22 protein-coding genes are annotated in these 25,150 nt (G+C 30.3%); 13 read left to right on the top strand and 9 right to left on the bottom strand.

Going from position 1 to position 25,150, the window contains the following annotated elements:
* Positions 1–15 precede the first annotated feature (15 nt).
* Positions 16–2,943, top strand: a complete 2,928-nt coding sequence (locus tag P8F83_RS17015) for an insulinase family protein (RefSeq protein ID WP_326511988.1) — start codon at positions 16–18, stop codon at positions 2,941–2,943.
* Positions 2,944–2,985: 42 nt separating this feature from the next.
* On the opposite strand, the gene P8F83_RS17010 is transcribed toward P8F83_RS17015, so the two are convergent.
* The gene (locus tag P8F83_RS17010) at positions 2,986–3,324 is read right to left on the bottom strand and encodes a hypothetical protein (protein ID WP_326511987.1); all 339 of its coding nucleotides are present in this window, start codon (positions 3,322–3,324) and stop codon (positions 2,986–2,988) included.
* Between the two features lie 167 nt (positions 3,325–3,491).
* Here P8F83_RS17010 and P8F83_RS17005 point away from each other — a divergent pair, with 167 nt between their 5' ends.
* Complete coding sequence (locus P8F83_RS17005) at positions 3,492–4,277, top strand: tyrosine-protein phosphatase (RefSeq protein WP_326511986.1); 786 nt, start codon at positions 3,492–3,494, stop codon at positions 4,275–4,277.
* 155 nt (positions 4,278–4,432) lie between these two features.
* Here P8F83_RS17005 and P8F83_RS17000 read toward each other — a convergent pair whose 3' ends face one another.
* Both P8F83_RS17000 and P8F83_RS16995 read right to left on the bottom strand, forming a co-directional pair.
* Positions 4,433–4,693 (bottom strand): TIGR03905 family TSCPD domain-containing protein, encoded by a 261-nt coding sequence (locus P8F83_RS17000; protein ID WP_326511985.1) that lies wholly within the window; start codon positions 4,691–4,693, stop codon positions 4,433–4,435.
* Positions 4,694–4,713: 20 nt separating this feature from the next.
* The gene (locus P8F83_RS16995; RefSeq protein WP_021804293.1) at positions 4,714–5,091 is read right to left on the bottom strand and encodes a RidA family protein; all 378 of its coding nucleotides are present in this window, start codon (positions 5,089–5,091) and stop codon (positions 4,714–4,716) included.
* Positions 5,092–5,302: 211 nt separating this feature from the next.
* Here P8F83_RS16995 and P8F83_RS16990 point away from each other — a divergent pair, with 211 nt between their 5' ends.
* Entirely contained in the window at positions 5,303–6,541 is a 1,239-nt protein-coding gene (locus P8F83_RS16990; RefSeq protein ID WP_326511984.1) for an HD-GYP domain-containing protein, read from the top strand.
* A 119-nt stretch (positions 6,542–6,660) separates the two neighbouring features.
* Here the strand turns inward: P8F83_RS16990 and P8F83_RS16985 are convergent, their stop codons facing one another.
* On the bottom strand, positions 6,661–7,074 hold the full coding sequence (locus P8F83_RS16985; protein WP_326511983.1) for a hypothetical protein: 414 nt from the start codon (positions 7,072–7,074) through the stop codon (positions 6,661–6,663).
* A 132-nt stretch (positions 7,075–7,206) separates the two neighbouring features.
* Between P8F83_RS16985 and P8F83_RS16980 the strand changes: the two genes are divergently transcribed.
* From P8F83_RS16980 to P8F83_RS16970, 3 genes are all read left to right on the top strand, one after another.
* Positions 7,207–8,079, top strand: coding sequence for an SDR family oxidoreductase (locus P8F83_RS16980; RefSeq protein WP_326511982.1), 873 nt, complete (start codon positions 7,207–7,209; stop codon positions 8,077–8,079).
* Positions 8,080–8,163: 84 nt separating this feature from the next.
* A complete protein-coding gene (gene proB / locus P8F83_RS16975) occupies positions 8,164–8,991 on the top strand; it encodes a glutamate 5-kinase (RefSeq protein ID WP_326511981.1) in 828 nt (275 codons plus the stop codon).
* Positions 8,984–10,228, top strand: a complete 1,245-nt coding sequence (locus P8F83_RS16970; protein ID WP_326511980.1) for a glutamate-5-semialdehyde dehydrogenase — start codon at positions 8,984–8,986, stop codon at positions 10,226–10,228. Before proB ends, P8F83_RS16970 begins: the two co-directional genes overlap by 8 nt.
* A 189-nt stretch (positions 10,229–10,417) precedes the next feature.
* Here the strand turns inward: P8F83_RS16970 and P8F83_RS16965 are convergent, their stop codons facing one another.
* Positions 10,418–13,015, bottom strand: a complete 2,598-nt coding sequence (locus P8F83_RS16965; RefSeq protein WP_326511979.1) for a calcium-translocating P-type ATPase, PMCA-type — start codon at positions 13,013–13,015, stop codon at positions 10,418–10,420.
* Positions 13,016–13,286: 271 nt separating this feature from the next.
* Positions 13,287–13,442 carry a hypothetical protein gene (locus P8F83_RS16960; protein WP_326511978.1) on the bottom strand — a complete coding sequence of 52 codons (156 nt, stop codon included), beginning with the start codon at positions 13,440–13,442 and terminating at the stop codon, positions 13,287–13,289.
* A 113-nt stretch (positions 13,443–13,555) separates the two neighbouring features.
* Here P8F83_RS16960 and P8F83_RS16955 point away from each other — a divergent pair, with 113 nt between their 5' ends.
* A complete protein-coding gene (locus tag P8F83_RS16955) occupies positions 13,556–14,332 on the top strand; it encodes an SDR family NAD(P)-dependent oxidoreductase (protein WP_326511977.1) in 777 nt (258 codons plus the stop codon).
* 76 nt (positions 14,333–14,408) lie between these two features.
* Here the strand turns inward: P8F83_RS16955 and P8F83_RS16950 are convergent, their stop codons facing one another.
* Positions 14,409–15,071 (bottom strand): macro domain-containing protein, encoded by a 663-nt coding sequence (locus tag P8F83_RS16950; protein ID WP_326511976.1) that lies wholly within the window; start codon positions 15,069–15,071, stop codon positions 14,409–14,411.
* Positions 15,072–15,264: 193 nt separating this feature from the next.
* On the opposite strand from P8F83_RS16950, the gene P8F83_RS16945 reads away from it, so the two are divergent.
* From P8F83_RS16945 to P8F83_RS16935, 3 genes are read left to right on the top strand one after another with little or no spacing between them, the layout of a single operon-like run.
* Complete coding sequence (locus P8F83_RS16945; RefSeq protein ID WP_326511975.1) at positions 15,265–15,996, top strand: ABC transporter ATP-binding protein; 732 nt, start codon at positions 15,265–15,267, stop codon at positions 15,994–15,996.
* On the top strand, positions 15,989–17,158 hold the full coding sequence (locus tag P8F83_RS16940; protein ID WP_326511974.1) for an ABC transporter permease: 1,170 nt from the start codon (positions 15,989–15,991) through the stop codon (positions 17,156–17,158). Before P8F83_RS16945 ends, P8F83_RS16940 begins: the two co-directional genes overlap by 8 nt.
* A 20-nt stretch (positions 17,159–17,178) precedes the next feature.
* On the top strand, positions 17,179–17,796 hold the full coding sequence (locus P8F83_RS16935; RefSeq protein ID WP_326511973.1) for a DNA-3-methyladenine glycosylase: 618 nt from the start codon (positions 17,179–17,181) through the stop codon (positions 17,794–17,796).
* Between the two features lie 79 nt (positions 17,797–17,875).
* Here P8F83_RS16935 and P8F83_RS16930 read toward each other — a convergent pair whose 3' ends face one another.
* Positions 17,876–18,400 (bottom strand): hypothetical protein, encoded by a 525-nt coding sequence (locus P8F83_RS16930; RefSeq protein ID WP_021804306.1) that lies wholly within the window; start codon positions 18,398–18,400, stop codon positions 17,876–17,878.
* Positions 18,401–19,229: 829 nt separating this feature from the next.
* On the opposite strand from P8F83_RS16930, the gene P8F83_RS16925 reads away from it, so the two are divergent.
* The 3 genes from P8F83_RS16925 (at position 19,230) to P8F83_RS16915 (ending at position 23,959) form a co-directional block, all read left to right on the top strand.
* Positions 19,230–20,279: a carbamoyl phosphate synthase small subunit gene (locus P8F83_RS16925; protein WP_326511972.1), complete on the top strand. Its 1,050-nt coding sequence runs from the start codon at positions 19,230–19,232 to the stop codon at positions 20,277–20,279.
* Between the two features lie 14 nt (positions 20,280–20,293).
* Entirely contained in the window at positions 20,294–23,500 is a 3,207-nt protein-coding gene (gene carB / locus P8F83_RS16920) for a carbamoyl-phosphate synthase large subunit (RefSeq protein WP_326511971.1), read from the top strand.
* A 183-nt stretch (positions 23,501–23,683) separates the two neighbouring features.
* Positions 23,684–23,959 (top strand): YciI family protein, encoded by a 276-nt coding sequence (locus P8F83_RS16915; protein ID WP_326511970.1) that lies wholly within the window; start codon positions 23,684–23,686, stop codon positions 23,957–23,959.
* Positions 23,960–24,024: 65 nt separating this feature from the next.
* On the opposite strand, the gene P8F83_RS16910 is transcribed toward P8F83_RS16915, so the two are convergent.
* Positions 24,025–25,146, bottom strand: coding sequence for an HD-GYP domain-containing protein (locus P8F83_RS16910; RefSeq protein WP_073020307.1), 1,122 nt, complete (start codon positions 25,144–25,146; stop codon positions 24,025–24,027).
* Positions 25,147–25,150: the final 4 nt, after the last annotated feature.

Raw genomic sequence — 25,150 nt, 5'->3', positions numbered from 1 at the left:
GAAAGGATGAGTGAGATGAATTATAAAGAAGGAACTATATATAGTGGATTTAAATTAGAAAACATTAAAGATTTAAATGAGATAAACTCCAAAGGGTTAGTGTTTACACATGAAAAAACAGGAGCTAAATTAATAAAAATAAGTAATGATGAAGATAATAAAGTATTTGCTATTACTTTTAAGACACCACCAGAAGATAGTACAGGAGTTGCTCATATATTAGAACATTCAGTTTTATGTGGATCTAAAAAATTTCCAAGTAAAGAGCCATTTGTAGAATTATTAAAAAGTTCTTTAAATACATTTTTAAATGCCATGACCTTTGCTGACAAAACAATGTATCCAATTGCTAGTAAAAATAAAAAGGACTTCTTTAATTTAATGGATGTATATTTAGATGCAGTATTAAATCCTAATATATACAAAGAAAAAGAAATATTCATGCAAGAAGGTTGGCATTATGAGATAGATAAAGAAACTGATGAACTTCATATAAATGGAGTAGTTTATAATGAAATGAAGGGAGTATATTCATCCCCAGATTCCATTATTTCCAGAGCGAGTTCAAGGTCACTTTATCCAGATACTACTTATGGTAATGATTCAGGTGGTAGCCCAGCAGTTATCCCAAATTTAACTTATGATTATTTTGTTAACTTTCATAAAAGATATTATCATCCATCTAATAGCATTATATTTTTATATGGAGACGGCGACACTGATGAAGAATTAGCATTTATAAATGATAATTATCTAAATGAATATTCTTATCAAAATATCCCACCTAACTTAGGTGTTCAAGAAGCTTTTGAAAAACCTAAGGAAATAAAAATGTCATATGGAATTTCAAACGATGATGAAGTTAATAATAAATCCTATCTTTCTCTTAACTATTCAATAGGCAGAGCATTAGATAGAGAATTAGTTTTATCCTTTGAAATTTTAGAATATATATTACTTACTGCTAATAATGCGCTCCTAAAAAATAAATTAATAAATAGTGGTATAGTTAAGGTAGTTACAGGAAGGTTTGAAGGTGGAATAAAACAACCATATCTTAATATAACTATTAAAAATACAGATGAAGAAAATAAAGCAAGTATAATAAATAAAATAGATGAAATTTTAACTGATATAAGTAAAAATGGAATTCCAGAGGATTTTATAACTGGAGCTGTGAATAGAAAAGAATTTGAATTAAGAGAAGCTAACTTTGGAGGATATCCAAAAGGTCTTATATATGGAATTACAGTTCTAGAAAGCATGCTTTATGGAGGAGAACCTTTTTTAAACTTAGAATATACAGACATAATCAAATCTATAAGAGATAAATCATCAAAAGGATACTTTGAAGGATTAATTAATAAATACATTTTAAGTAATAATCACAAAACCATAATAAGCATGACTCCAGAAAAGGGATTAACTGAAAAAACTGAAATAGAACTCAAAGAGAAGCTTAAGGATATAAAGGCTACTTTTACAGAGGATTATATAGAAAATATTAAAAGAGATGAAGAGAAATTAAGAAAAAGACAAATGACCCCAGATACTAAAGAACAGTTAGATACATTGCCTAAGCTTACTTTAGAGGATATATCTAAGGATGTAGAGAAGATAACTTTAGTTGAAAAGAATATTGAAGGAATTAAAACTTTATTTACTCCTATGTTTACAAATAAGATTTCATATATAAAGTTAATCTTTGATGGAAGAGTAATAAATAAAGAAGAAGGTCAATATCTAGCTTTACTTTCATTTTTATTAGGAAGAATAAATACTCAAAATAGAAGCTATGAAGAGCTTACAAATGCTATAAATATGAGTACAGGAGGAATAAGTTATTCCGCAAGAAGTTTTTATAAAAAAGATAATAAACAAGACTTCGTACCAGCATTTGTAGTAAATGGTAAGGCGTTAAGCTCTAAGGTTTCTAGCTTACTTGAACTTATGACCGAAGTAGTAACTGAAACTTCATTCGAAGACAATACAAGAATACTTCAAATAGTAAGAGAGATAAAGTCTAGATATGAAGGTGCTATGGTGGCTTCAGGAAATGTTCTTGGTAGTTTAAGAGTGTTAAGTTATATGTCACCTAGAGGATATTTTGAAGACTCTATTGGAGGTATAGGATTATATAAATTTATATGTAATATAGAAAAGATACTAGAGAGTGATCCAGAGAGCGTTACTAATAAGTTAAGAGAAATAGCAGATACAGTTTTCAATATTAATAATTTAACTATATCCTTTACTGAAGAAGATGAAAATATTTCTTTAATAGAAGATAATGTACAGATATTAAAGAAAGGTCTGATTGATAAACAAGTTAAAAATCAAGATTTTAATTATAAACTTGCAAAAATGAATGAAGGATTCTTAACTCAAGCAAACATAAACTATGTTACTTTAGGCGGATGTTATTTAGATAAAGGATTTAAGTATTCAGGAAATATGAGAGTATTAAATACAATACTTAATTTTGATTATCTATGGAGTAAAGTAAGAGTTGAAGGTGGAGCTTATGGGGTAAGGGTCAATTTAAGTAAAGACGGATTCTTGTATTTTAGCTCATATAGAGATCCTAATATTATAAAAACATTTGATGCATATAAAGGCACTGTAGAGTATTTAAAGAACTTTAATGCTACTAAAGAAGAAATGGTGAAATATATCATAGGAACTGTAAGTAAATTAGATGTTCCTTCTAATCCAGATAGTAAAGCAGATAAAGCTGTAGTGGAATATTATGCAGGATACACAGAAGAAGATTTAATAAGAGAACGAGAAGAAGTGATAAATACTACATTAGAAGACATTAAAGCTTATGGCAATCTTATAGAAGAAAGTTTAAAAGATAATTGTATAGTTGTGGTGGGCAATGAATCTCAAATAAGATCTACAGAAAGTACATTTAATCATTTAGAAAACCTAATTAAATAGAAAATAAAAAACTGCCCAATAGAAATATTGAGCAGTTTTAGTTTATCTATGATTTTTCATGGCTTTAACACCTAAAACAAAAGCGAGAGTACCTACTCCTATTAAAGCCAAATGTTTTTTGCTAATGCAATAATCATGGGAGCAACAAGATATGTTAATATTATCTTCATCCATTCCCATTTCCATAGAAACAGAATTTTTGAAATCTTTTAACTTATCTTTAAGATAATCTACAGCACCATTCATTTCTTTAAAATATTTTTCACTCATATGGCATTCGCAATCATCTTCGCATTCTCTATATCTTATTTTAGGAATTTTTGTTCTTCTAGATAAAGAAGAGTATTGTTTATCTAAGTTAACACCAAAACTACTGTACATATTAATCACCTCAATATATAGTCTAACCAAATTTTATTAATATTAATTATATAAAAGTAAAGGATTTTATTATAAAATTAAATTATAGGTTTTAGTATACTGGTATCTTTAAAGAAATAAGAGGATAAAATACTAAAAGAAAAATTATTTTAGAAGGAGGGAAGCCTTTGAGTAATGAGAGAAGACTTAAATTTAGCGGATTAGTTAACTTTAGAGATTTAGGTGGATACAAAACAAAGGACGGAAAAACTGTAAAATGGGGCAGATTATACAGGTCTGATGGTTTAAATTCACTAACTGAAGAGGATAAGGTATCCTTTCTTAACCTAGGAATTAAGAGCATATTTGATTATAGAACTAAAGATGAGGTGGATAAGAAGCCAGATCCTATCCTTGATGGAACAGAATATGTAAATATATCTGCCATGACTTTAGAAGATGGCAATGAAGTTAATCTAGATATGAAGGATCTAGCTAAAAACCTAGAACAAATAAGAGCTATAAAAAATCCATTAGATATACTTGGCAAAAGATATATACAAATGGCCTTCGGAAATGAAGCCTATAAGAAGCTAATAAATTATGCTTTAGATGAGGATAAATATCCCATACTTCAACATTGTGCCGCTGGTAAAGATAGAACAGGTATAGGAGCAGCTTTGTTATTGCTTGCAATAGATGTACCAGAAGAAACTATAATTGAAGATTATCTTTTGTCTCAAGAATATTTCTATGAGTCAAATGAAGCTTATAAAAAAAGTATAAGGGATATAGAAAAGTATCCAGAGGTAGAATATCTCTTAGATGATCTTATGGGGGTAAGGAGAGAGTATATTGAGGGCTTTTTATCAGCAATAAAAGAACGGTATGAAAGTATAGACGAGTATCTAGAAACTGAATTTGGTCTTACTAAGGAAAAGAAAATAAAACTTAAAAGTATGTTGTTAGAATAGAAAAACAGATGATTCTTTCCTAGAATCATCTGTTTTAATATGTTAATTTACAGTTGAAGTTTTATCTGATGTCTAGCCACTATAACACGCCCATACATTATTAATATGGGCGATAACAGTGGCACGACCCTAGATAAGTTCAACTAAGATTCAGATTAAACAGCATCTGAATCAAGTTTCACTTTATATTCTATTAATGCTTTTGCTAATTGATCAGCACAGGATGTTCCTTTTTGCTTACAATCAATTCCTTGAAGTTTAGATATAACTGTATCAATGTCGAGACCTTCTACTAAAGCACTTAAAGCTTGTAAATTTCCATTACAGCCAGCAACGTAAGAAACATTTTTTAGTTTATTATCCTCAACATCAAAAGATATTTCCCTTGCGCATACACCTGAAGTTGTATATTTCATTTGTTATTCCTCCGAATTTATTATATAGTTGCTATCATTTCTATTTCAATTTGTGCGTCTTTTGGAAGCTTGGCTACTTGTACTGCACTTCTAGCAGGTGGATTTGCTGAGAAGTATGTTGAATAAACTTCATTCATTTTAACGAAATCATTCATATCCGCTAAAAATACAGTTGTTTTAATAACATTATCTAAGCTTGTACCAGCTTCTTCTAATATTGCTTTACAGTTTTCTAAAGATTGTTTAGTTTGATCTTCTATAGATGAAGGCATTGATCCATCTATAGGATTTAAAGGAATCTGTCCAGATGTGTATACTAAGTTTCCTATCTTTACTCCTTGAGAGTAAGGGCCTATAGCTCCAGGAGCTTTGGAAGTAGATATAATTTCTTTTTTCATTCTAACTCCTCCTAAGATTATATTGTTTAAGATAGATTTTAACATAGTAAAATCATGATTTCAATAAAGCTTAAATATAGATAGGCGAAAACAAAAAGTTACAGTTTACAAAAAATTAAAGTTTTTAGCAGATATTTATTGAATAATTAAAGAATTACTTTAAAATATAATATATGATAGTGTGACTGTGTAGAATTAGGGGATGAAATAAATGCGAGTAAAACTAGAAGAAATAATGGAATCATTAGTTATAACTGTAAGCTTAAGCGAGATAGCTACAAACACTACAATTAGAGAATACATAAATGGAGTAAAAACAGATAGGGTTAAAGGCGATTATATAAGTCATGCTAAGGGAACGGCTTTCATAGCATTAAAAATTTCAAACGAAATGAATTTACAATTAAGTTTGAAGAAGGATGCATATATATCTTCATATCTCCATGATTTAGGATTAGCTAAAGTTGCATTTAGAGAAGCTAACGAAGAAAAAATCTTAATGAATCATTGCGAGGACGGTTCGAAATTAATTGGAGGAATTCCTCACATAAAACATTTAGAAGAGTATATAAAATTTCATCATGAAAATGTTGATGGAACAGGCCCTTTTGGAAAAGTAGGTAAAGATATCCCCTTAATTAGTCAAATAATTAGAGCAAGTGATTTAATAGAAACTCACAATCATTTGATTGATAAAAGAGAACATAAAGAGTTATTTAAATTGCTAGCAAGTAACTTAGAGAATTTTATTTCTGATGAAGTCATAAAAGCAGTGAATAGTATTACCTCAGATGAAGAATTTTGGAATGTATTAAATAATGAAAATGCTAGAGATTTATGGCTAGAACAAAATAAGCCCTTAATTAATGATGTCTTGAATGATGATGAATTTCAAGAAGTAGCTGAAGTGTATGCTGAAATAATAGACTCTAGAAGTTCTTTTACTGCAAGACATTCTAGAGGTATAGCTGAAATGGCTTATCGTATAGGTCGATACAAAGGATACGATGAAACTAAATGTATAAAACTTAAAATAGCTGGTTTATTACACGATATAGGAAAACTAGCAGTTCCTAAAGAGTTTATAAATAAAAATGGGAAACTTACTGAAGATGAATTTACCATAGTTAAAAGTCATGTTGATTATACTTATAGTGTTCTTAAACCATTGACAAGCATTAGCGAAGTAATAGAATGGGCAATAAGTCACCATGAAAAACTTGATGGAAGTGGTTATTCAAGAAAACTTTTAGCAGAGCAATTAGGAGAAGAACAAAGACTATTAGCAGTTTGTGATATATATCAAGCCCTTACAGAAGACAGGCCATATAGAAAAGGAATGGAAAAAAGTAAGGCTCTAGATATAATAGGTGAAATGGTTAAGGATAAAAAGATATGCACCTCTGCATATGAAGATTTAAAATCTACTCTTCTGCTTACGAAGATCTAAAATCCACACTCCTGCTTATAGGTATTTAAAGTCTATACTATATATATTAAATCGTAAAACTACATTAATGTATATAATAATTTTAAATATAAGCCTAGGATAAAATCCTAGGCTTATATTTATACTTTTAAAGGCTGCTTTTCTTTAATTATTATGTGGATATCTTCATTAACTTTAGTTATAGCATCTATATATTTTGAGAAAGATAGGTCATAGGACTTAGTAAGTAATGCTTTAATTTCATCTGTTCCTAAAAAATAAATAAACTCTTCACCTGAACCATATCCATCTCCAATAGGAGCTACTTTATTACTTGAAACAATAGTACAAGTAGCCTTATCTACGTTGTCATCTAAAAAGTTTAAAAAACCTTCTATCTCATAGAAAGGAATTAAATCAGGACTAATAAATACCTTAGCCCAAAATGGATCATTTTTTGCATTGATCTCATATTTATTTACCCAGTAAAAATCTTTAAAAGTGTTTTCTATTCTAGCTTTCAAATCTCCAGGATTAATAATTCTTCTCTCCAAAACAATCACCAACCTTTCTTATATATTTTTAGATAAAAAGCTTGGACGTATACCTTGGAATAATTGGTGATTAAAAATAGATGCTTATGAAAATACTACACTTATGATTAGAGTACTAAGGAGGAAAATAGTATGGATTTTACAGCGAACTTTCCAAAAAAGTTTCCAGAGCAACATCAAAATATACAGCCAGGAATAGAAAAGGAAATGAACCCTACACCAATTTTTAAATCAGAGGGTTATGGAATTATAAATCGAAAATTAAAAGATAAGGTTGCAGTAATTACAGGTGGAGATAGCGGAATAGGAAAAGCTGCAGCTATAGCTTTAGCCAATGAAGGAGCAGATATAGCTATAATATATAATAATGAAAATGAAGATGCAGAAGAAACTAAAAAAGAAATCGAAAAAATAGGACGTAAATGTATTTTAATAGCTGGAGATATCAAAATTAAAGATTTCTGCAATAAAGCTATCGAGAAAGTAATAAGTTCTTTAGGAAAGATAAATATACTAATAAATAATGCAGCTGTTCAATATGAACAACAAAATATAGAAGATATAACAGAGGAACAACTAAAAAAGACTTTTGAAATTAATATTTTTGGAACCTTTTTTATGACTCAAGCAACTATAGCTCATCTTCAAAAAGGAGATTCTATAATAAATACCACATCAATTACAGCATATAGAGGGCATGAAACTTTAATTGATTATTCTTCAACAAAAGGTGCGTTAACTAGTTTTACTAGATCATTAGCAATGAACCTTGTATCTAAAGGAATTAGAGTTAATGCGGTATCACCAGGACCAGTTTGGACTCCACTTATTCCCGCCTCATTTGATGAAAAAAAGGTTGGGAATTTTGGAACAGATAATAAGCAGGGAAGGGCTGCTCAACCTGTGGAATTGGCAGGTGCTTATGTGTTTCTAGCATCTCAAGAAGCATCCTTTATAACAGGAACTACTATACATGTTAATGGTGGAGATATGGTGATGTCATAAAGCAGAATAATTATATATTTATTTAATGGTTATATGTTATAATATATAAAATATTTTGTTTAGGAAAAGCAAGGGGGCTTTAAATTGAATTGGGGAAGAAATATAGTAAAAGAAAGTAAAAGAATAGTAGTTAAGGTAGGAACATCTACCTTAACTTATGATAATGGTAAAATAAATTTAAAGAGAATTGATAAGCTGGCTATGGTGTTAGCAGATTTAAGAAATCAAGGGAAAGAAGTGGTATTAGTATCTTCTGGATCAATTGGGGTTGGGTGTAGTAAACTTAATCTAGAAGAAAGACCTAGTACTATTAGAGAAAAACAGGCAGTAGCAGCTGTTGGACAGTGTGAACTTATGCATATCTATAGTAAGTTTTTTGGTGAATATGGAAACTTGGTTGGACAAGTTCTTTTAACAAGAGATGTAGTTGAAGATGACCATATAAGAAACAATGTTATTAATACCTTTGAAACACTATTAGAAAAAGGAGTAATTCCTATAGTTAATGAAAATGATACGGTGGCTATAGATGAGATAGAAAACATATGTAATTTTGGGGACAATGATAATCTATCTGCAATTGTAGCAAAACTTATTAAAGCAGACTTACTTATTATATTATCTGATATAGATGGGTTTTATGATTCTGATCCTAGACATAACGAAGATTCAAAAATGATTAAAGAAATATATGAGGTAAACAAAGAACTAGAAGAATTTGCAGGTGGTGCAGGATCGTCTCAAGGAACTGGTGGAATGAAAACAAAACTTGCTGCGGCTAAAGTAGCTTTAGGAGCAGGAGTTAATATGATATTAACAAATGGTAAAGATCCAGAGATATTGTTTGATATTCTTGAAGGGCAAGACGTAGGTACGCTATTTATAAATAAAAGGGGGCTAATTAATGAGTAATTTAATTGAAATGGGAAAAGAAGCTAAAAAAGCTTCAAGATTTTTGGGGAATTCATCTACAGAAGAGAAAAATAAGGCGTTAAAAAAGATTGAAGAGTTCATTCTTTTAAGAAAACATGAAATAATAGCTGAAAATGAAAAAGATTTAGAAGTTGCAGAAGCAAAAGGAACATCAAAAGCTATGCTTGATAGATTAAGGCTAACAGAAGCTAGAGTAGAAGAAATGGCAGTAGGAGTAGGTCAAGTGGTTTCACTACCAGATCCAATAGGAGAAGTAGTGAGTATGTGGAAAAATCATGCGAACTTACAAATAGGTCAGCAGAGAGTTCCTCTAGGAGTTATAGGAATAATATATGAAGCTAGACCTAATGTTACATTGGATGCAGCAGTACTTTGCTTAAAGACTGGTAATGCTACTATATTAAGAGGTGGAAGTGAAGCTATTAACTCTAATAAGGCAATAGTTAAGGTTATAGGCGATGCCTTAGAAGAAGCTGGTTTCCCAAGAAACTCAGTTCAGTTAGTTGGAGATACTAGCAGAGAAGTAGCTAAAGAAATGATGAAATTAAATAAGTATATAGACGTATTAATACCAAGAGGTGGAGCAGGATTAATAAAAACAGTGGTTGAAAATGCAACAGTTCCAGTAATAGAAACAGGAATAGGTAATTGTCATGTGTATGTTGATGGGGATGCAGACTTAGATATGGCTAAAAAAATACTTATAAATGCAAAATGTAGTAGACCATCAGTATGTAATGCCTGTGAAACTTTACTAGTACATGAAAACTTAGCCGAAGAATTTTTACCATTAGTTTATGAAGACTTAAAGGAATACGATGTTGAAGTTAGAGGATGCGAAAGAACTCTAAAGATATTACCTGATGTAGTAAAAGCAACGGAAGAAGATTGGGATACAGAATTCCATGATTATATACTTGCGGTGAACGTTATAGATTCTTTAGAGAAAGCTATAGAACACATTAATACTCATGGAACAAAACATTCAGAGGCTATTGTAACTAACAATTATTTTAATTCTCAAAAATTCTTAAAAGAAATTGATGCAGCAGCTGTATATGTTAATGCATCAACAAGATTCACAGATGGTTTTGAGTTCGGATTTGGAGCTGAGATAGGAATAAGTACTCAAAAACTTCATGCAAGAGGACCTATGGGATTAAAAGAATTAACAACTATTAAATATATAATCTACGGCGAAGGCCAGATTAGATAAACCTTATTAATGTAGAGGCTTCTTCTCAAGCCTCATTAAAGTCATTTTGATTTAATTAAATTAATTATGCTTATTAAGAAGTTAAAAAGCTAAAAGGGAAAATGTAATATTAAATTTAAAAAAATAAATAAATCTATAAAAAAGAACTGTTGCACTGATTATTTAGTGCAACAGTTCTTTTGAATTAAATTAGTTTTTTATAATTCTATAGCATTGAATTAATATAGTTGGAGCTAGTGCAAGTCCAAATATTTGTGCTAAGTTAGTTAATGTTATAGTAGAAACTAAGAATAAAGAACTAAGTGGAGTTATAAACAATATAGCTAATAATAGAGCTAAACCTGTAAGTATAGCATACCAAATATATTGGTTAGTAAATAACCCTGTCTTAAGTATAGATTCTTTTCCTCTGCAGTTAAAGCTGTGGAATAATCTAGCTAAGCATAAAGTTGAGAATGCAAGAGTGCTTGCTAAGTGTCTATCCCCTGTATTTAATCCTATATAGTAAGCAATCATTGTAGATATTGTTATTAACACACCTTCACTTAAGATGCTTTTCATAAAATCTTTAGTTAATATAGAAGCATTGGCTTTTCTTGGCTTTTCTTTTAATAAATCACCTTTTGGTTTATCTACACCTATAGCTATAGCTGGTAAACTATCAGTTACCAGGTTTATAAATAGTAAGTGAACTGGTTCAAAAGGAAGTGGTAAACCCATAACTGAAGAATATAATACTGATAAAATACCAGCAGTATTTCCAGATAACAAGAACTTTATTGCGTTCTTGATGTTAGCATATATATTTCTTCCATTAGCAATAGCCTTTACTATAGTCGCGAAGTTATCATCTGTTAATATCATAGAAGATGCATCTTTAGATACCTCAGTTCCTGTTATACCCATAGCAATACCTATATCTGCTTGCTTAAGAGCAGGAGCATCATTAACACCATCTCCAGTCATAGCTACTATCATTCCTAAATCTTGCCATGCACGAACTATTCTTATTTTATGTTCAGGAGTAACTCTTGCATAAACAGAAATCTTAGGAACTAACTCTTTAAGTTGTTCATCAGATATTTTGTCTATTTCTATTCCTTCTATGGCTTCAGAATCATTTTGAAGAATTCCTATCTCTTTAGCTATAGCAGAGGCTGTAATCTTATGGTCACCAGTAATCATAACAGGTTTAATTCCAGCTGATTTACAGTCTGCAACTGCTTTTGATGATTCTTCTCTAGGAGGATCTATCATAGCCACTAATCCTACAAAAGTATAGTCAAATTCATCTTCTAAAGATATGTCTGTTTCAGCAGGAAGATTTTTATAAACTAATGCTAAAACTCTTAGACCTCTTTTTGAGAAGTTCTCATTAGCAGTTTCGATTATAGTTCTATCTTCAGGAGTTAAATCCCTTATACCTTCAGATGTTTCTATGTGATTTATTCTATTAAGTAGTATATCTACTGCGCCCTTAGTTATTAATCTATAAGAAGAATTAAATTTATGGGTTGTACTCATAAGTTTTCTGTCAGAATCAAATGGTATTTCACTTAATCTCTTATAAGAATCTCTAATTTCTTCTTCAGTCTTTGAATATTCAGAAGCAAGTTTTACAAGAGCAATCTCTGTAGGGTCACCTATTTCATTACCAGACTTTATAGAAGAATCATTACAAAGTGTTAAAGAATTAAGGAAAAAGCTATGTAAGTCATTTGATAAATTTAATTCATTGCTTTTTAAAGTAGAATTATCTATATACAACTCTTTAACTTTCATCTTGTTTTGAGTTAATGTTCCGGTTTTATCAGAACAGATTATTGAAACAGAACCTAAACTTTCAACAGATTTCAGCTTTTTAACAATAGCACCTTCGTGAGCCATTTTTTGAGTTCCTAAAGCTAAAACAATAGTTACTATAGAACTTAATGCCTCTGGAACAGCAGCAACAGCAAGAGCAACAGAGAACATTAATGAGTCTATTATTGGTAAGCCTCTATAAATATCTACTAAGAAAATAACCAAACAGATTGCAAGTATACCGATTGTAAGTTTTTTACCAAAATCATCTAAGCTTATTTGTAAAGGTGTTTTCTTTTCTTGAGTATTTTTAAGTAATTGAGCTATTTTACCTATTTCTGTATCCATACCAGTTCCAGTTATTAATACAGTTGCTCTTCCATAAGTTACAAGAGATCCTGAGAAAACCATGTTTTTTCTATCAGCTAAAGGTATGTTTTCATCGGTTATTATTTCAGAATGTTTATCAATGTTTAAAGATTCACCAGTTAGTGAACTTTCATTAACTTGTAGTGAAAAGTTTTCTATAACTCTACCATCAGCAGCTATAAAATCTCCAGATTCTAGAAGAACAATATCTCCAGGTAAAACCTCTCTAGATGGTATTTCTATTTTTACTCCATTTCTGATTACTTTAGAATTAGGAGCCGAGAGAGCTTTTAAACTTTTTAGTGAGGCTTCCGCTTTTACATGCTGGATTGTACCAAGTAAGGCATTAACAATAAGTACTATTAGAATTACTATGGTACTTTCTTTGTTTCCTACAGCAAAAGATACTATTGAAGCAGCTAGTAATACCCCAACTATAAAATCCTTAAATTGTTCTAGGAAAATTACTATTAGACTTTTTCTTTCGCTTTCAATAAGTTCGTTAAAACCATGTTTATTTCTTAATGAGTCCAAAGAGCTTGAATCAAGTCCGTCATTAGACGTATTAAATTCGTTAAATAATTCATTGCTGGTCTTGTTGAAATGATTTTTCATATTGAATCCCCCTTTTTTGTAATAAAAAAGACCTTTAATATAATTCCTAATTTACAAAGAATTATATTAAAAGTCTCGTAACCTAAATTATTAGGTACACAACACCAGACTAAAAATAGTCGTACTGTTGATGGTGTGTTTGGAACTACTCCCTTTTAATCAAGTTTTAATTACCTTATAAAGTTATCATATATAATTTAAAATGTCAATATATATAATTTTACTTTAAATATAACAAGAAGGTTTAGTCAATAGACTAAACCCAAAGCAGTTAGTCATTAATTTTTTTTCTTATCTTTTCCTGCTTTTTAAGAACATCGGATTCACTTAATCCAGTTTCTTCAACTATTTGAGCTAAACCTATGTTTTTTTCAAGCATATCTCTTGCTTGTTCCATTTGTTTTTCATGCATTCCTTTTCTAACCAATCAGAATCACTCCTTTCTAACACTTACATAAAATATTGTTTTCATTTATCAGTTATTTTACCCGTAATATTGTGATAGAATATTTTGTATACATATTGAAGGGAAACGAAATTATGAAAGATTATACTTTAATTACAGGTGCTACTTCAGGTTTAGGCTATGAATTTTCAAAAATTTTTGCTCAAAACGGAAATAATCTTATACTTATAGGAAGAAGATTGGAAAAGCTTCAAGAGATAAAAAAAGAGTTAGAAAATCTAAACAACATAAAGATAGAAATTATTTCTGTAGATTTATCTAAAAAGGAATCTGTGGATTACATATATGATTTTGTGAATAAAAAAAATATCTTTGTGGATAATTTAATAAATAATGCTGGTTTTGGATCTTATGGAGCATTTTATAAAGTTGAAGAAGCAAAAGATTTAGAGATGATCGATGTGAATATTTATGCATTAACTAAATTAATAAAAAAATTCCTTCCGAGTATGATTGAAAAAAATAAAGGCGGGATTCTTAATGTAGCTTCTACAGCAGCTTTTGCACCAGGAGTTAATATGAGTGTTTATTATGCAACTAAGGCATATGTTTTATCCTTAACAGAAGCGTTATATGAAGAGTGTTTAGGTTATAATGTAAAAATTATGGCTTTATGTCCAGGGGCAGTAAAGACAGAGTTTCAGGAAATAGCTAAAGTAGAAAAGTCGGATGTTTCGAAAAATAATCTAATGGATGCTGCTTATGTAGTAAAGAAAGCTTATGAAGAATTTACTTATAAAAAAAGTGTTTTATTAGTACCTGGTTTTAAAAATAAATTGTTAGTTCAAGCAGTGAGATTTATGCCTAGATGGGTTACTAGAAAAATTATAAAAAAAGTAAATAAAGGTTAACTTTTAAGTGTTGTTATCAAATCATAATAATATGACGTTAAGATACTATATAGTTCTTAACGTCATAAACATAAAGTTATATTTTTACTGATTGGAAGATTTCTTTTGATATATCTTGTAAAATAGAAAAATTCTTTTGATCAGGACAAACGATTGCAATTTCTTCAATTCCTATATGAGAATCTAAAAAAATCTTAACGTCCTCTAAAGCTATGAAGGCCATTTCCTCCACAGGAAAGCAGTATACTCCACTATTCATAAAAGGAATAGCTATATTTTTTATTGGATGTTTATCAATATAATCTTGAGTCGAAAGAGTTAAGTCCTTTACTAAATGAGAAAATCTATTTTCGTGTAACCTTCTTTGTTGTCTTTCAATTGCCTCTAGTGTTTGTTTTAGATATATATCTTTGTAATCAATACATAAACCTAAAGCATTTTTATAAGCATTTCTTAAAATGGTATGTTCATTATGTGTACCTCCCTGCCAAATAGGATTGACCATATGAATAATCCAGTAGATACCATTATCAGCTAAATTATAGGATTTAGTTATCTTAGCATATCCAGATTTACATCCCTCAAGAGATTTACACTCTTTCAATAAGCTATCACCACAGGTTCTATGAATTACTCCGTCTATCCCACCTCCCCCTAATAAAGAAGAGTTTGCGTTATTTATGATGGCTGTATAGTTTTCTTTAGTTATATCACCTAAAATTAATTTCAACTTACCCATAATATCACCCTTTTATTATTAAAAATATATAACACTATTAGTATATCCATGATATACCATATAATATGTATAATAATGGCTGTGTTAAATAAAAAATTAAATATATAAATAAGAGAAAAATCTTTTGGTCATTGATATAAATGGTAAATATTGATAGACTAAACTTAATAAATAATTGATAAGAGGTGAAATAATGTTAGAAATAAAGGAATTAAGTAAAAGATTTAAGAGTGTAAATGTAGTAGATAAACTTTCGTTTACAGTCAATGAAGGAGAAATAGTAGGACTGCTTGGTGAAAATGGTGCAGGTAAAACTACAACTTTAAGAATGATATCTACTATGCTAAAACCAACAGAAGGTAGTGTGGTGGTTAATGGATATGATGTTATAAAACAGTCAGATAAGGTTAGGAATGAAATAGGAATCTTATTTGGAGGAGATGTAGGTATATATGATAGATTAACTGCTAAAGAGAATATTCAGTATTTTGGCAGATTATATGGAATGGCTGATGATGAAATAAATAGAAGAATAGAGGAGCTATCTAAAGATTTAGATATGAAAGAATATATAGATAGGAGAGCTGGTAAGTTTTCTAGAGGTATGAAACAAAAGGTTTCAATAGCAAGAACAATAGTACATTCACCAAAGGTAATGTTGTTTGATGAACCTAGTACAGGCTTAGATGTTTCCGCTGCTAGAGTTATACATGACTTTATAATTAAGTGTAAGGGAGAAAATAAAACAATTCTCTTATCATCTCATTCTATGAGGGAAGTTGAAAAACTTTGTGATAGAGTAGTAATAATTAATAAAGGAAAACTTGTAGAACAAGGAACTGTAAATGAGTTAAAAGCAAGATATAAAAATGAAGACTTAGAAGAAGTGTTTGTAGGGCTGATAGGAGGTAAAAATAATGAATAATTTTTGGGTTATTTTAAAGAAAGAATTAAAAGACATATTCAGAGATAGGAAAACTTTGATATTCACTATATTACTTCCAGTAATAATATATCCAGCAATGTTTAAAATATTAGATGTAACAATGAAGGATACAGTTAGTTCTGTAGAAAAAAATGTTACATTAGCCTATAAAGGAGACAAAGAGTCTTCGCTATACAAGATTATTGACAGTATGGATAACATAACTATAGATGAAAGTGGAAATGAAGAAGATAAATTAAAAAAAGGAGACATATCTCTTATAATAGATGTTCCAAAGGATTTTGATAACCAAGTCGTAAATGAGAAAAAGAGTGATGTTAAAATAATTTATGATGATGATTCAAATAAGTCTAAAATAGCTTCATCAATGATAAGAGAAGTATTTAATGAGTACAGTAAAAATATAGTAAATACAAGGTTACAACAAAAGGGTATAGACAGCGAAATCTTGACTCCGTTTGAAATAAAAGAAGAAACTTTAAGCAAGCAAGAACAAAATGCCATGGCATATGCTATTTTGAGTATGCTTCCAACTTTAATAATCATACTTATGATAAGCCCTACTGTAGGAATAGCTGCTGATTTAGTTGCTGGAGAAAAAGAAAGAGGAACTTTTGAACCTTTATTATCTACTTCTGTGGGAAGAACCTCTATATTTTGGGGTAAGCTTATAGCTATAGCCTCCATAGCATTAATAACATTGATAACTAGCTTAGCAACTATGATTGGAACCACTATATATATGTTCTCAAGTGGTGGTAAGATGACCATTCCAATAGGTGCATTTGGTGTTATAGGAATAGTAGCTATATTTGTTTTAATAGCTTTGAGTTCCTTAGAAATAGCCATAAGTATATTTGCTCGTTCTATGAAAGAGGCCAATACTTATCTAGGTGGTCTATTATTACCAGTAATGATTTTAACTTATATTCCATTTATGATGGATGCAAAAAGTATAGGTTTTATGTTTTTCAATATACCTATAGTTAATTCTGTGGTTGTTATGAAAGAAGCTATGGCAGGAATATTTGATCCTATGCACATAGGATTAGTCTTGGTGTGGCATGTTATATATATAATAGCAGCAGTATTGTTTGCCAAATATATGTTTTCAAAGGAAGAGGTTGTTTTTAGATCTTAATCTAAAGTTAAGGAGCAATTATGAGACTAGAAAGAGATTTTTTTGCAAGAGATACTTTGATTGTTGCAAAAGAGTTATTAGGAAAAGTTATAGTTAGAGAAATAGATGGTGTAAGATTATCTGGGAAAATAGTAGAAACAGAAGGATATATAGGATCTATAGATAAAGCTTCTCATGCCTATGGAGGTAAAAAGACTCCTAGGGTGGAGCCCTTATATGGAGAGCCTGGGATCAGCTATGTTTTTTCAATATATGGAATGTATGAATGCTTTAATGTCATTTCAAAAGAAAAAGGATCTCCAGAAGGGATACTTATAAGGGCAGTTGAACCCATAGATGGACTTGAGAAAATAGCTCAAAATAGATTTCGTAAATCCTATGATACTCTTACTGCTAAAGAAATGAAAAATCTTACAAATGGACCCTCTAAATTGTGTATAGCTCTTGATATAAATAAGAAGGCGCATAATTTTATGGATTTAGTAATATCCAAAGAACTGTATATAGAGGATGGAGATATAATTAATTCATCTGATATAGTTGAAACAACTAGGATTGGAATTGACTATGCAGAAGAGGCTGTTGACTTTCCATGGAGATTTTATGTGAAAAACAATATTTATGTATCCAAAAAGTAGATATTAGGTAAATAGAAAAAGATGATTAACATTTTAAGTTATAGAAATGTTAATCATCTAAATCTATTAATGTACATGTCTAATAGCAGATAAAACTATCTATCCTATTTAAATCTAAACCGAAATAGACCCATCTCCAGCCAGCCCATCTCCACCCAGCAATAGATTTAGGTCCTACATAAGTTAAGTAAGACCAATAGGAGTAGTCGTTTTTTTGCCAAATATAAACAAATTTTCGTATACAAGGTTTCATAGACCCTGGATCTACGGCTTTAGTTTGAGCAGAACTTGTTAAACTAACGGCTTTTTTATCATTTTTGGATGGAATAAAATTAGGTGGTTTACTCATCGGACCTTGAACACCTTGAGGATTTTGAGCGTCAAAAGGAGCTTGAGAAATAGGATTCCCTAGAAAAGGAGGAGGAGCTTGTTGTTCTCTAAAATCTCCGCCAAATTCTTCTTCAGAATCAACAATGCTAAAAAGTGCTGGAATTACATAATTAACATCCATTTCAAATTCGCCTACTTCATCAACTTCCTCGTCTAAAGAGAAATATCTTACACTTGCAGAATCAAAATTACAATTGTCTTTTGAAATGTACATAAATGCTTCCTTATGAATTAATCTCATAAACAATATATGTTATATACCTTAATATGTTACAAAAAGAGGAAATGAAAAAGTTGATATGGTGATATAGTTAAAATTTATTTGACATAATTGGTGGAATAGATAATAATAAAGATGGCTTTAAATTAAGACAAGACCTTTATTAAGACTAAAGGCAAAAAATGGTTACTTCTATAAACAAGGAAGTAACCATTTTTTTATTGAAATTTAATTATTAATTTAAAAATCTAAGTATCAATGATTCATGGGAAAACATTTTATGAAAAATAGTATTGTTTTAGATATAATAATAAAATTATAAAATAGAATATTTATGCATAATAATAGCATAAATATAATTAAAAGCTTGAATAAATGAAGAGGAAAATATATAATATAGCTATAAAACATAATTGGGGCTATACATCTTAATACTACATTTATGTATAAAAGATGTATATTTTATTAAGTCTTAAGGTATCCTCTAAGTTTAGGAATGGGTATTGTACCAATAGTTTGGTTTTGATTGGCTTCTTGACAAAGTATGTCATATCAAATACAATAGGTTTAAAAATAAAGTTTGAATACACTTTAAATTGGTCCTGTGAGGCCAGAAAGGAGTATGTTGTTATGGTATCATTAAAAATTAATAACTTAACAGCTTTGTCTTTATACCCATTTTTGTGGTTAGATATATGGAGGATAGTAGAGAGATTATAACTTAATTAATCTCTTTATTATCCTTTTCTTTTCGCAAAAACAAAAGACTTTATAAAATATAAGGTGTATTTTTGGCTTTAATAGTTTATTTAGGAGGGCTATTATGAAAGCAAAGCTAATATTAGAAAACGGAACAATATTTGAAGGTACAGCTTTTGGTTATCTAGAAGAAAGTGTTGGAGAGGTAGTTTTCAATACTGGAATGACAGGATATCAAGAGGTTTTAACAGACCCATCTTACTATGGACAGATAGTTACTATGACTTATCCTCTCATAGGTAATTATGGGATAAATATAGAAGATACAGAATCAAAATCAATTAAAGTTAAAGGCTTTATAGTTAGAGAAAAATGCTCATCACCTAGTAATTTTAGATGTGAGTTTCAATTAGAAGATTACCTAAAGCAAAATAAAATAATAGGGTTAGAGGGAATTGACACAAGAGCTTTAACTAAGATGTTAAGAAATAATGGAACAATGAAAGGAATAATAACCTTAGAAGAGTTAGGCTTAGAAGATGTTAAGGAAAAACTTCAAAGCTTCTCTAATGAATATGCTGTAAAGTCAGTGTCAACAGGTGCGGTAAAACAAGTAGAGGGTGCTGGCAAACATGTAGCTATATTAGATTTTGGAATAAAACAAAATATAGTAAGAAATTTCGTAAAAAGAGGCTGTAAAGTTAGTGTGTTTCCTTATGACGCATCTTCAGATGAAGTGTTAGCTGTAAATCCTGACTTAATATTTTTATCAAATGGTCCAGGAAATCCAGAGGATTTACCAGAGTCAATAGAAAACATTAAGAGTTTGATAGGTATGAAACCAATAGTAGGAATTTGCTTAGGCCACCAACTTCTAGCTTTAAGCTTAGGTGGAAAAACTAGTAAGCTAAAATTTGGTCATAGAGGAAGTAATCATCCGGTTAAAGATTTAGAAGAAAATAGAGTGCATATAACTTCACAAAATCATGGGTATGTAGTTGAACAACTTCCAGAAGAATTTGAGGTTACACATGTGAATTTAAATGATGGAACAATAGAAGGAATGAAGCATAAAACATTGCCTATATATTCAGTACAATTCCATCCAGAAGCGTGTCCAGGGCCTAAAGATTCTGAATATATATTTGATAAATTCATGAAATATGCACTATAGTAGGGGGTAGCAAAATGCCATTAAAAAATGATATAAAAAAAGTACTAGTTATAGGGTCAGGTCCTATTATAATAGGGCAAGCGGCAGAGTTTGACTATTCAGGAACTCAAGCTTGTCAGGCTTTAAAAGAAGAAGGTATAGAAGTTGTTTTAGTTAACTCTAATCCAGCAACTATTATGACAGATAAAGAGATAGCGGATAAGGTATATATTGAACCATTAACGGTTAAATTTGTAGAGAAAGTAATAGCAAAAGAGAGACCAGATTCCCTTTTAGCAGGAATGGGAGGACAAACAGGTTTAAACTTAGCTGTTGAGTTATATGATCAAGGAGTATTAGAAAAGTATAATGTCAAGGTTATAGGAACATCAGTAGAATCTATAAAAGAGGGTGAAGACAGGGAATTATTCAGATCTATGATGCAAAGAATAAATGAACCTGTAATTCAGAGTGAAATAGTAACTACTCTTGAAGAAGGAAGAAAAGTTGCTAGAGAAATAGGTTATCCTGTTGTTGTAAGACCAGCATATACTCTTGGTGGAACTGGTGGAGGAATAGTAAATAATGAAGAAGAACTTAACGAAACTCTAGAATCAGGACTGCAATTAAGTTCCATCCATCAATGTTTAGTAGAGAAAAGTGTAAAAGGATGGAAAGAGGTTGAATACGAAGTTATGAGAGATTCTTATGGAAACTGCATAACAGTGTGTAACATGGAAAATATAGATCCAGTTGGAATACACACAGGAGATTCAATAGTTGTAGCACCATCACAAACTTTATCAGATAAAGAATATCAAATGCTTAGAACAGCATCTATAGATATAATAAATGCTGTAGGAATAGAAGGTGGATGTAATGTACAGTTTGCATTAAATCCTAACTCTTTTGAATATGCAGTAATAGAAATAAATCCTAGAGTGTCTCGTTCATCTGCATTAGCTTCAAAAGCTACCGGGTATCCTATAGCAAAAATGGCAGCTAAAATAGCTTTAGGTTATGGACTAGATGAAATAGAAAATGCCGTTACTAAAAAAACTTATGCTTGTTTTGAACCAACATTAGATTATGTGGTTGTAAAAATACCTAAATGGCCTTTTGATAAGTTCTTTGCAGCTAATAGAACATTAGGAACTAAGATGATGGCAACAGGTGAAATTATGGCAATAGGAGCTAATTTCGAGGCTGCATTTTTAAAAGGAATAAGGAGCTTAGAAATAGGTAAATATTCTATGTTTCATAAGAAATTTGTGAATTCAAGTATGGAAGAATTAAGAGCATGGGTTATGGCTCCAGATGATGAGAGGATATTTGCACTTGCAGAAATGTTAAGAAGAGATTACAGAGGGGAACATGTTGCTAGAATAACAGGCATAGATCCTTTCTTCATTGATAAATTAAAGTGGATTGTACAGGAAGAAGAGAAATTAAGAGCAAGCACTCTAGAAGATTTAGACAAAGAATGGCTTCATAATTTAAAGAAAAGGGGATTTTCAGATAAAGGTATAGCTGATATGTTATCTGTAGTTCCAGAAGAAATAAATAAATTAAGAAGTATCTGGAATATAAAACCGAGCTACAAGATGGTAGATACTTGTGGAGGAGAGTTTGAAGCGTTATCTCCATATTATTATTCAACTTATGAACAATACGATGAAGTTGAAGTATCAGATAAGAAGAAAGTGATGGTTATTGGATCTGGACCTATAAGAATTGGGCAAGGAATTGAATTTGATTATGCATCAGTTCATTGTGTAATTGCTCTTAGAAAATTAGGCATAGAGACTATAATAGTAAATAATAACCCAGAAACAGTAAGTACAGATTTCAACATGTCAGATAAGCTGTATTTTGAACCATTAACTGAGGAAGATGTATTAAATATAATAGAAAAAGAAAATCCAGATGGAGTTATACTTCAATTTGGTGGTCAAACAGCTATAAAGCTAGCGAATTTTCTAAAAGAGAAAAATATAAAGACATTAGGAACTACAGCAGATCAAATAGATATGGCAGAAGATAGAGAAAAGTTTGATGAGATGTTAGAGAAATTAGGAATAGTAAGACCTAAAGGAAAAGGTGTTTGGGGTGTTGAAGAAGGTATTTCTGAAGCTTCGAAACTTGGATACCCAGTTTTAGTTAGACCATCATATGTTTTAGGTGGTCAGGGTATGGAAATTACTCATGATGAAGAGGAATTAAAATACTATTTAAAAAATGCCTTTGAAAAAGATAAAAAAAATCCAATCCTTATAGATAAGTATCTAATGGGAAGGGAGATAGAGGTAGACGCTATTTCAGATGGAGATGACATACTTATACCAGGAATAATGGAACACTTAGAGAGAGCTGGAGTGCATTCAGGAGATTCTATAACAATGTATCCAAGTCAAAATCTAAGCAGCTATATAAAAGATGAGGTTCTAAACTATACTAAAAAGATAGCTAAAGAAATTGGTATAAAAGGAATGATAAATATACAGTTTATAGAGTTTGAGGGTGCTTTATATGTAATTGAGGTTAACCCTAGAGCTTCAAGAACGGTTCCATATATATCAAAGGTTAGTGGAGTTCCAATAGTTGATATAGCAACTAGAATAATGCTTGGAGAAAAGCTTAAAGATTTAGGTTATGGAGTAGATGTATATAAAGAACCAGAATTAGTTTCAGTTAAGGTTCCTGTATTCTCAACTCAAAAGTTACCAAATGTTGAAGTATCTTTAGGACCTGAAATGAAATCTACAGGGGAAGTATTAGGTATAGGTAGAAATTTAGAAGAGGCACTTTATAAAGGTATGGTAGCTGCAGGAATGTATGCTAAAAAGAATACTGGTAAGATTTTAGCAACTATTAAAGAACATGATAAAAAGGAGTTCTTAGAAATTGCTAAACAACTAGACAAATTAGGGTATAAATTTATAGCTACAAAAGGAACTGCAAGTATTTTAAGAACTATTGGAATAGATGCAGAAGTGGTTAGAAAATTAAATGAAGAAGAACCTAATATAATGGATGTTATAAGGAATAAAGAAGTGGATTTAGTTATTAATACTCCTACTAAAGGAAATGATTCTAAGAGAGATGGATTTATCCTTAGAAGAGCAGCTGTAGAAAGAAATATAGGCGTAATAACAGCTTTAGATACTTTCAGCGCATTAGTAGATATAAAAAGAAAAAAAGTATGTGATAGAGATTTAGAGGTATTTGATATAGCACATTAATTATCATCGAGAGTTTTGTAAAAAAATGCAGAACTCTCGATTTTTTTGTTGACAACAAAACGTGTGTTCGCTAAAATATAAATATCGAATATACGTTCGAGAAAATTTTTAGGAATATATATAAAGTTTAAGCATATGATTTATTATGTAAATAGATTGAGATTATATAAGGGGGAAATCACAATGAAAAAAACTAGTGGGGTATTTGTTAAAATTAATTACAAATTAGATAAGGAAAATAAGAGGTATATAAAAGATAACAGATCTAATAGTAAATCTAATGCCTTCAGTAAGTATTTGTTATGCGGTGGAAAGTATAATAAAGATGGAGGAACTATGATATTCCAAGTTGAGGATTTAAGAGAAGCTGAAGAGATAATAAACAATAATCCTTTTAAAATTGCTAGTTTTTATTCTTATGAGATTTTAAGTAAAAATTATATAAACTTATATAATTAAAATTAATAGTATTTAAACACAAAAGAGTACCGCTAACTACGTACGAGGTAGTTTTGCGATACTCATTATATTTCATATTGTATTGAAGAAATTACTAAAGAAAGCTCAGTTAATAGATTTATGTTAATACCAACTCTATCATTATCTATAGAACTTTTAAGTATTTTAATTGTTGGCCTAAGTGGATAGTTAGGTGGAGTTTCTTCAACCATAGCTATTTCACCATTGCTAAGTTTAACAATAGTTCCAGTAGGAAAAGGAACTATGACTTTAGTGAAGGCCTCAACCAAATCTGGGTCAAAGTGAGTCCCTGAGCCAGCCATTATGAATTCTAAAGCTTCACATGGCGAAAGTGCCTTACGATATGGTCTGTCTGAAGTCAAAGCATCGTATACATCTGTAATGGCCACTATTTTTGCAAGTAAACTTATCTGATCACCTTTTAAAGACATTGGGTAACCAGAGCCATCTTCTTTTTCATGATGTTGAAGTATAACGAGTTTTGAATTAGAAGTAAGATTAATAGCATTTGATAGATACTCATATCCTTTTGATGGATGGGTTTTCATTAAAGCAAACTCCTCGTTAGTTAAGGATGAGTTTTTAATAATAATTTCTTTAGGAACAAATACTTTTCCGATATCATGAATAAGAGCACCTACACAGAGATCTTTAAGATCATTTTTAGATAAATTTAAGGACATTCCCATAACTAAGGAAAGTACAGCTACGTTAACACAATGTTGGTAGGTATAGGCATCCATACTTTTTATATCTACTAAATTTACTAACATTTGTTTATTAGATAAAATATTTTCTATTAACTCAGTTGCAACATTTAATATGTCATCAAAATATTCTTCTCTCTGTTTTATTAAAAGGTTTTTATTTCTAGAAGATAAATTTTGTGTGTCCAACGAGGTTAATATTCTTTCTACACTTGAAAAAGTCTCACGAACAACTCTAATAGATTTTTGTCTTAGTTCTGGCTGAATTATATCTTCAATTTCTCCATTACTGTATTCATCTGTTATATATAAAGAAAATATATTTATGCTTCTTATTCTTTTTACAAGGTTATCAGTTAATCTAACCCCTTCTCTCAGTAGTATTCTACCGTTTTCATCAAAAATAGTTTTAGCTAGATAACACCCTTCTTTTACACATTCAATAGGGATAAGCCTCATTTTA

Origin of the sequence: Clostridium intestinale, from assembly GCF_035905475.1 — a bacterium.
GTDB classification, from domain to species: Bacteria; Bacillota; Clostridia; order Clostridiales; family Clostridiaceae; genus Clostridium_T; species Clostridium_T intestinale.
Note: the sequence above shows the minus strand (reverse complement) of the source record. Positions and strands in the feature narration are given on the sequence as shown.

What these genes read in the sequence shown, in the direction of transcription:
- P8F83_RS17015 (WP_326511988.1), top strand. Translation starts at nt 16, where the DNA reads ATGAATTATAAAGAAGGAACTATATATAGTGGATTTAAATTAGAAAAC.
- P8F83_RS16915 (WP_326511970.1), top strand. Translation starts at nt 23,684, where the DNA reads ATGAAAAAAACTAGTGGGGTATTTGTTAAAATTAATTACAAATTAGAT.
- P8F83_RS16910 (WP_073020307.1), bottom strand. Translation starts at nt 25,146, where the DNA reads ATGAGGCTTATCCCTATTGAATGTGTAAAAGAAGGGTGTTATCTAGCT.
- P8F83_RS16935 (WP_326511973.1), top strand. Translation starts at nt 17,179, where the DNA reads ATGAGACTAGAAAGAGATTTTTTTGCAAGAGATACTTTGATTGTTGCA.
- carB (WP_326511971.1), top strand. Translation starts at nt 20,294, where the DNA reads ATGCCATTAAAAAATGATATAAAAAAAGTACTAGTTATAGGGTCAGGT.
- P8F83_RS16950 (WP_326511976.1), bottom strand. Translation starts at nt 15,071, where the DNA reads ATGGGTAAGTTGAAATTAATTTTAGGTGATATAACTAAAGAAAACTAT.
- P8F83_RS16970 (WP_326511980.1), top strand. Translation starts at nt 8,984, where the DNA reads ATGAGTAATTTAATTGAAATGGGAAAAGAAGCTAAAAAAGCTTCAAGA.
- P8F83_RS16965 (WP_326511979.1), bottom strand. Translation starts at nt 13,015, where the DNA reads ATGAAAAATCATTTCAACAAGACCAGCAATGAATTATTTAACGAATTT.
- P8F83_RS16945 (WP_326511975.1), top strand. Translation starts at nt 15,265, where the DNA reads ATGTTAGAAATAAAGGAATTAAGTAAAAGATTTAAGAGTGTAAATGTA.
- P8F83_RS16995 (WP_021804293.1), bottom strand. Translation starts at nt 5,091, where the DNA reads ATGAAAAAAGAAATTATATCTACTTCCAAAGCTCCTGGAGCTATAGGC.
- P8F83_RS16925 (WP_326511972.1), top strand. Translation starts at nt 19,230, where the DNA reads ATGAAAGCAAAGCTAATATTAGAAAACGGAACAATATTTGAAGGTACA.
- P8F83_RS17010 (WP_326511987.1), bottom strand. Translation starts at nt 3,324, where the DNA reads ATGTACAGTAGTTTTGGTGTTAACTTAGATAAACAATACTCTTCTTTA.
- P8F83_RS17000 (WP_326511985.1), bottom strand. Translation starts at nt 4,693, where the DNA reads ATGAAATATACAACTTCAGGTGTATGCGCAAGGGAAATATCTTTTGAT.
- P8F83_RS16990 (WP_326511984.1), top strand. Translation starts at nt 5,303, where the DNA reads ATGCGAGTAAAACTAGAAGAAATAATGGAATCATTAGTTATAACTGTA.
- P8F83_RS16940 (WP_326511974.1), top strand. Translation starts at nt 15,989, where the DNA reads ATGAATAATTTTTGGGTTATTTTAAAGAAAGAATTAAAAGACATATTC.
- P8F83_RS16955 (WP_326511977.1), top strand. Translation starts at nt 13,556, where the DNA reads ATGAAAGATTATACTTTAATTACAGGTGCTACTTCAGGTTTAGGCTAT.
- P8F83_RS16980 (WP_326511982.1), top strand. Translation starts at nt 7,207, where the DNA reads ATGGATTTTACAGCGAACTTTCCAAAAAAGTTTCCAGAGCAACATCAA.
- P8F83_RS16930 (WP_021804306.1), bottom strand. Translation starts at nt 18,400, where the DNA reads ATGTACATTTCAAAAGACAATTGTAATTTTGATTCTGCAAGTGTAAGA.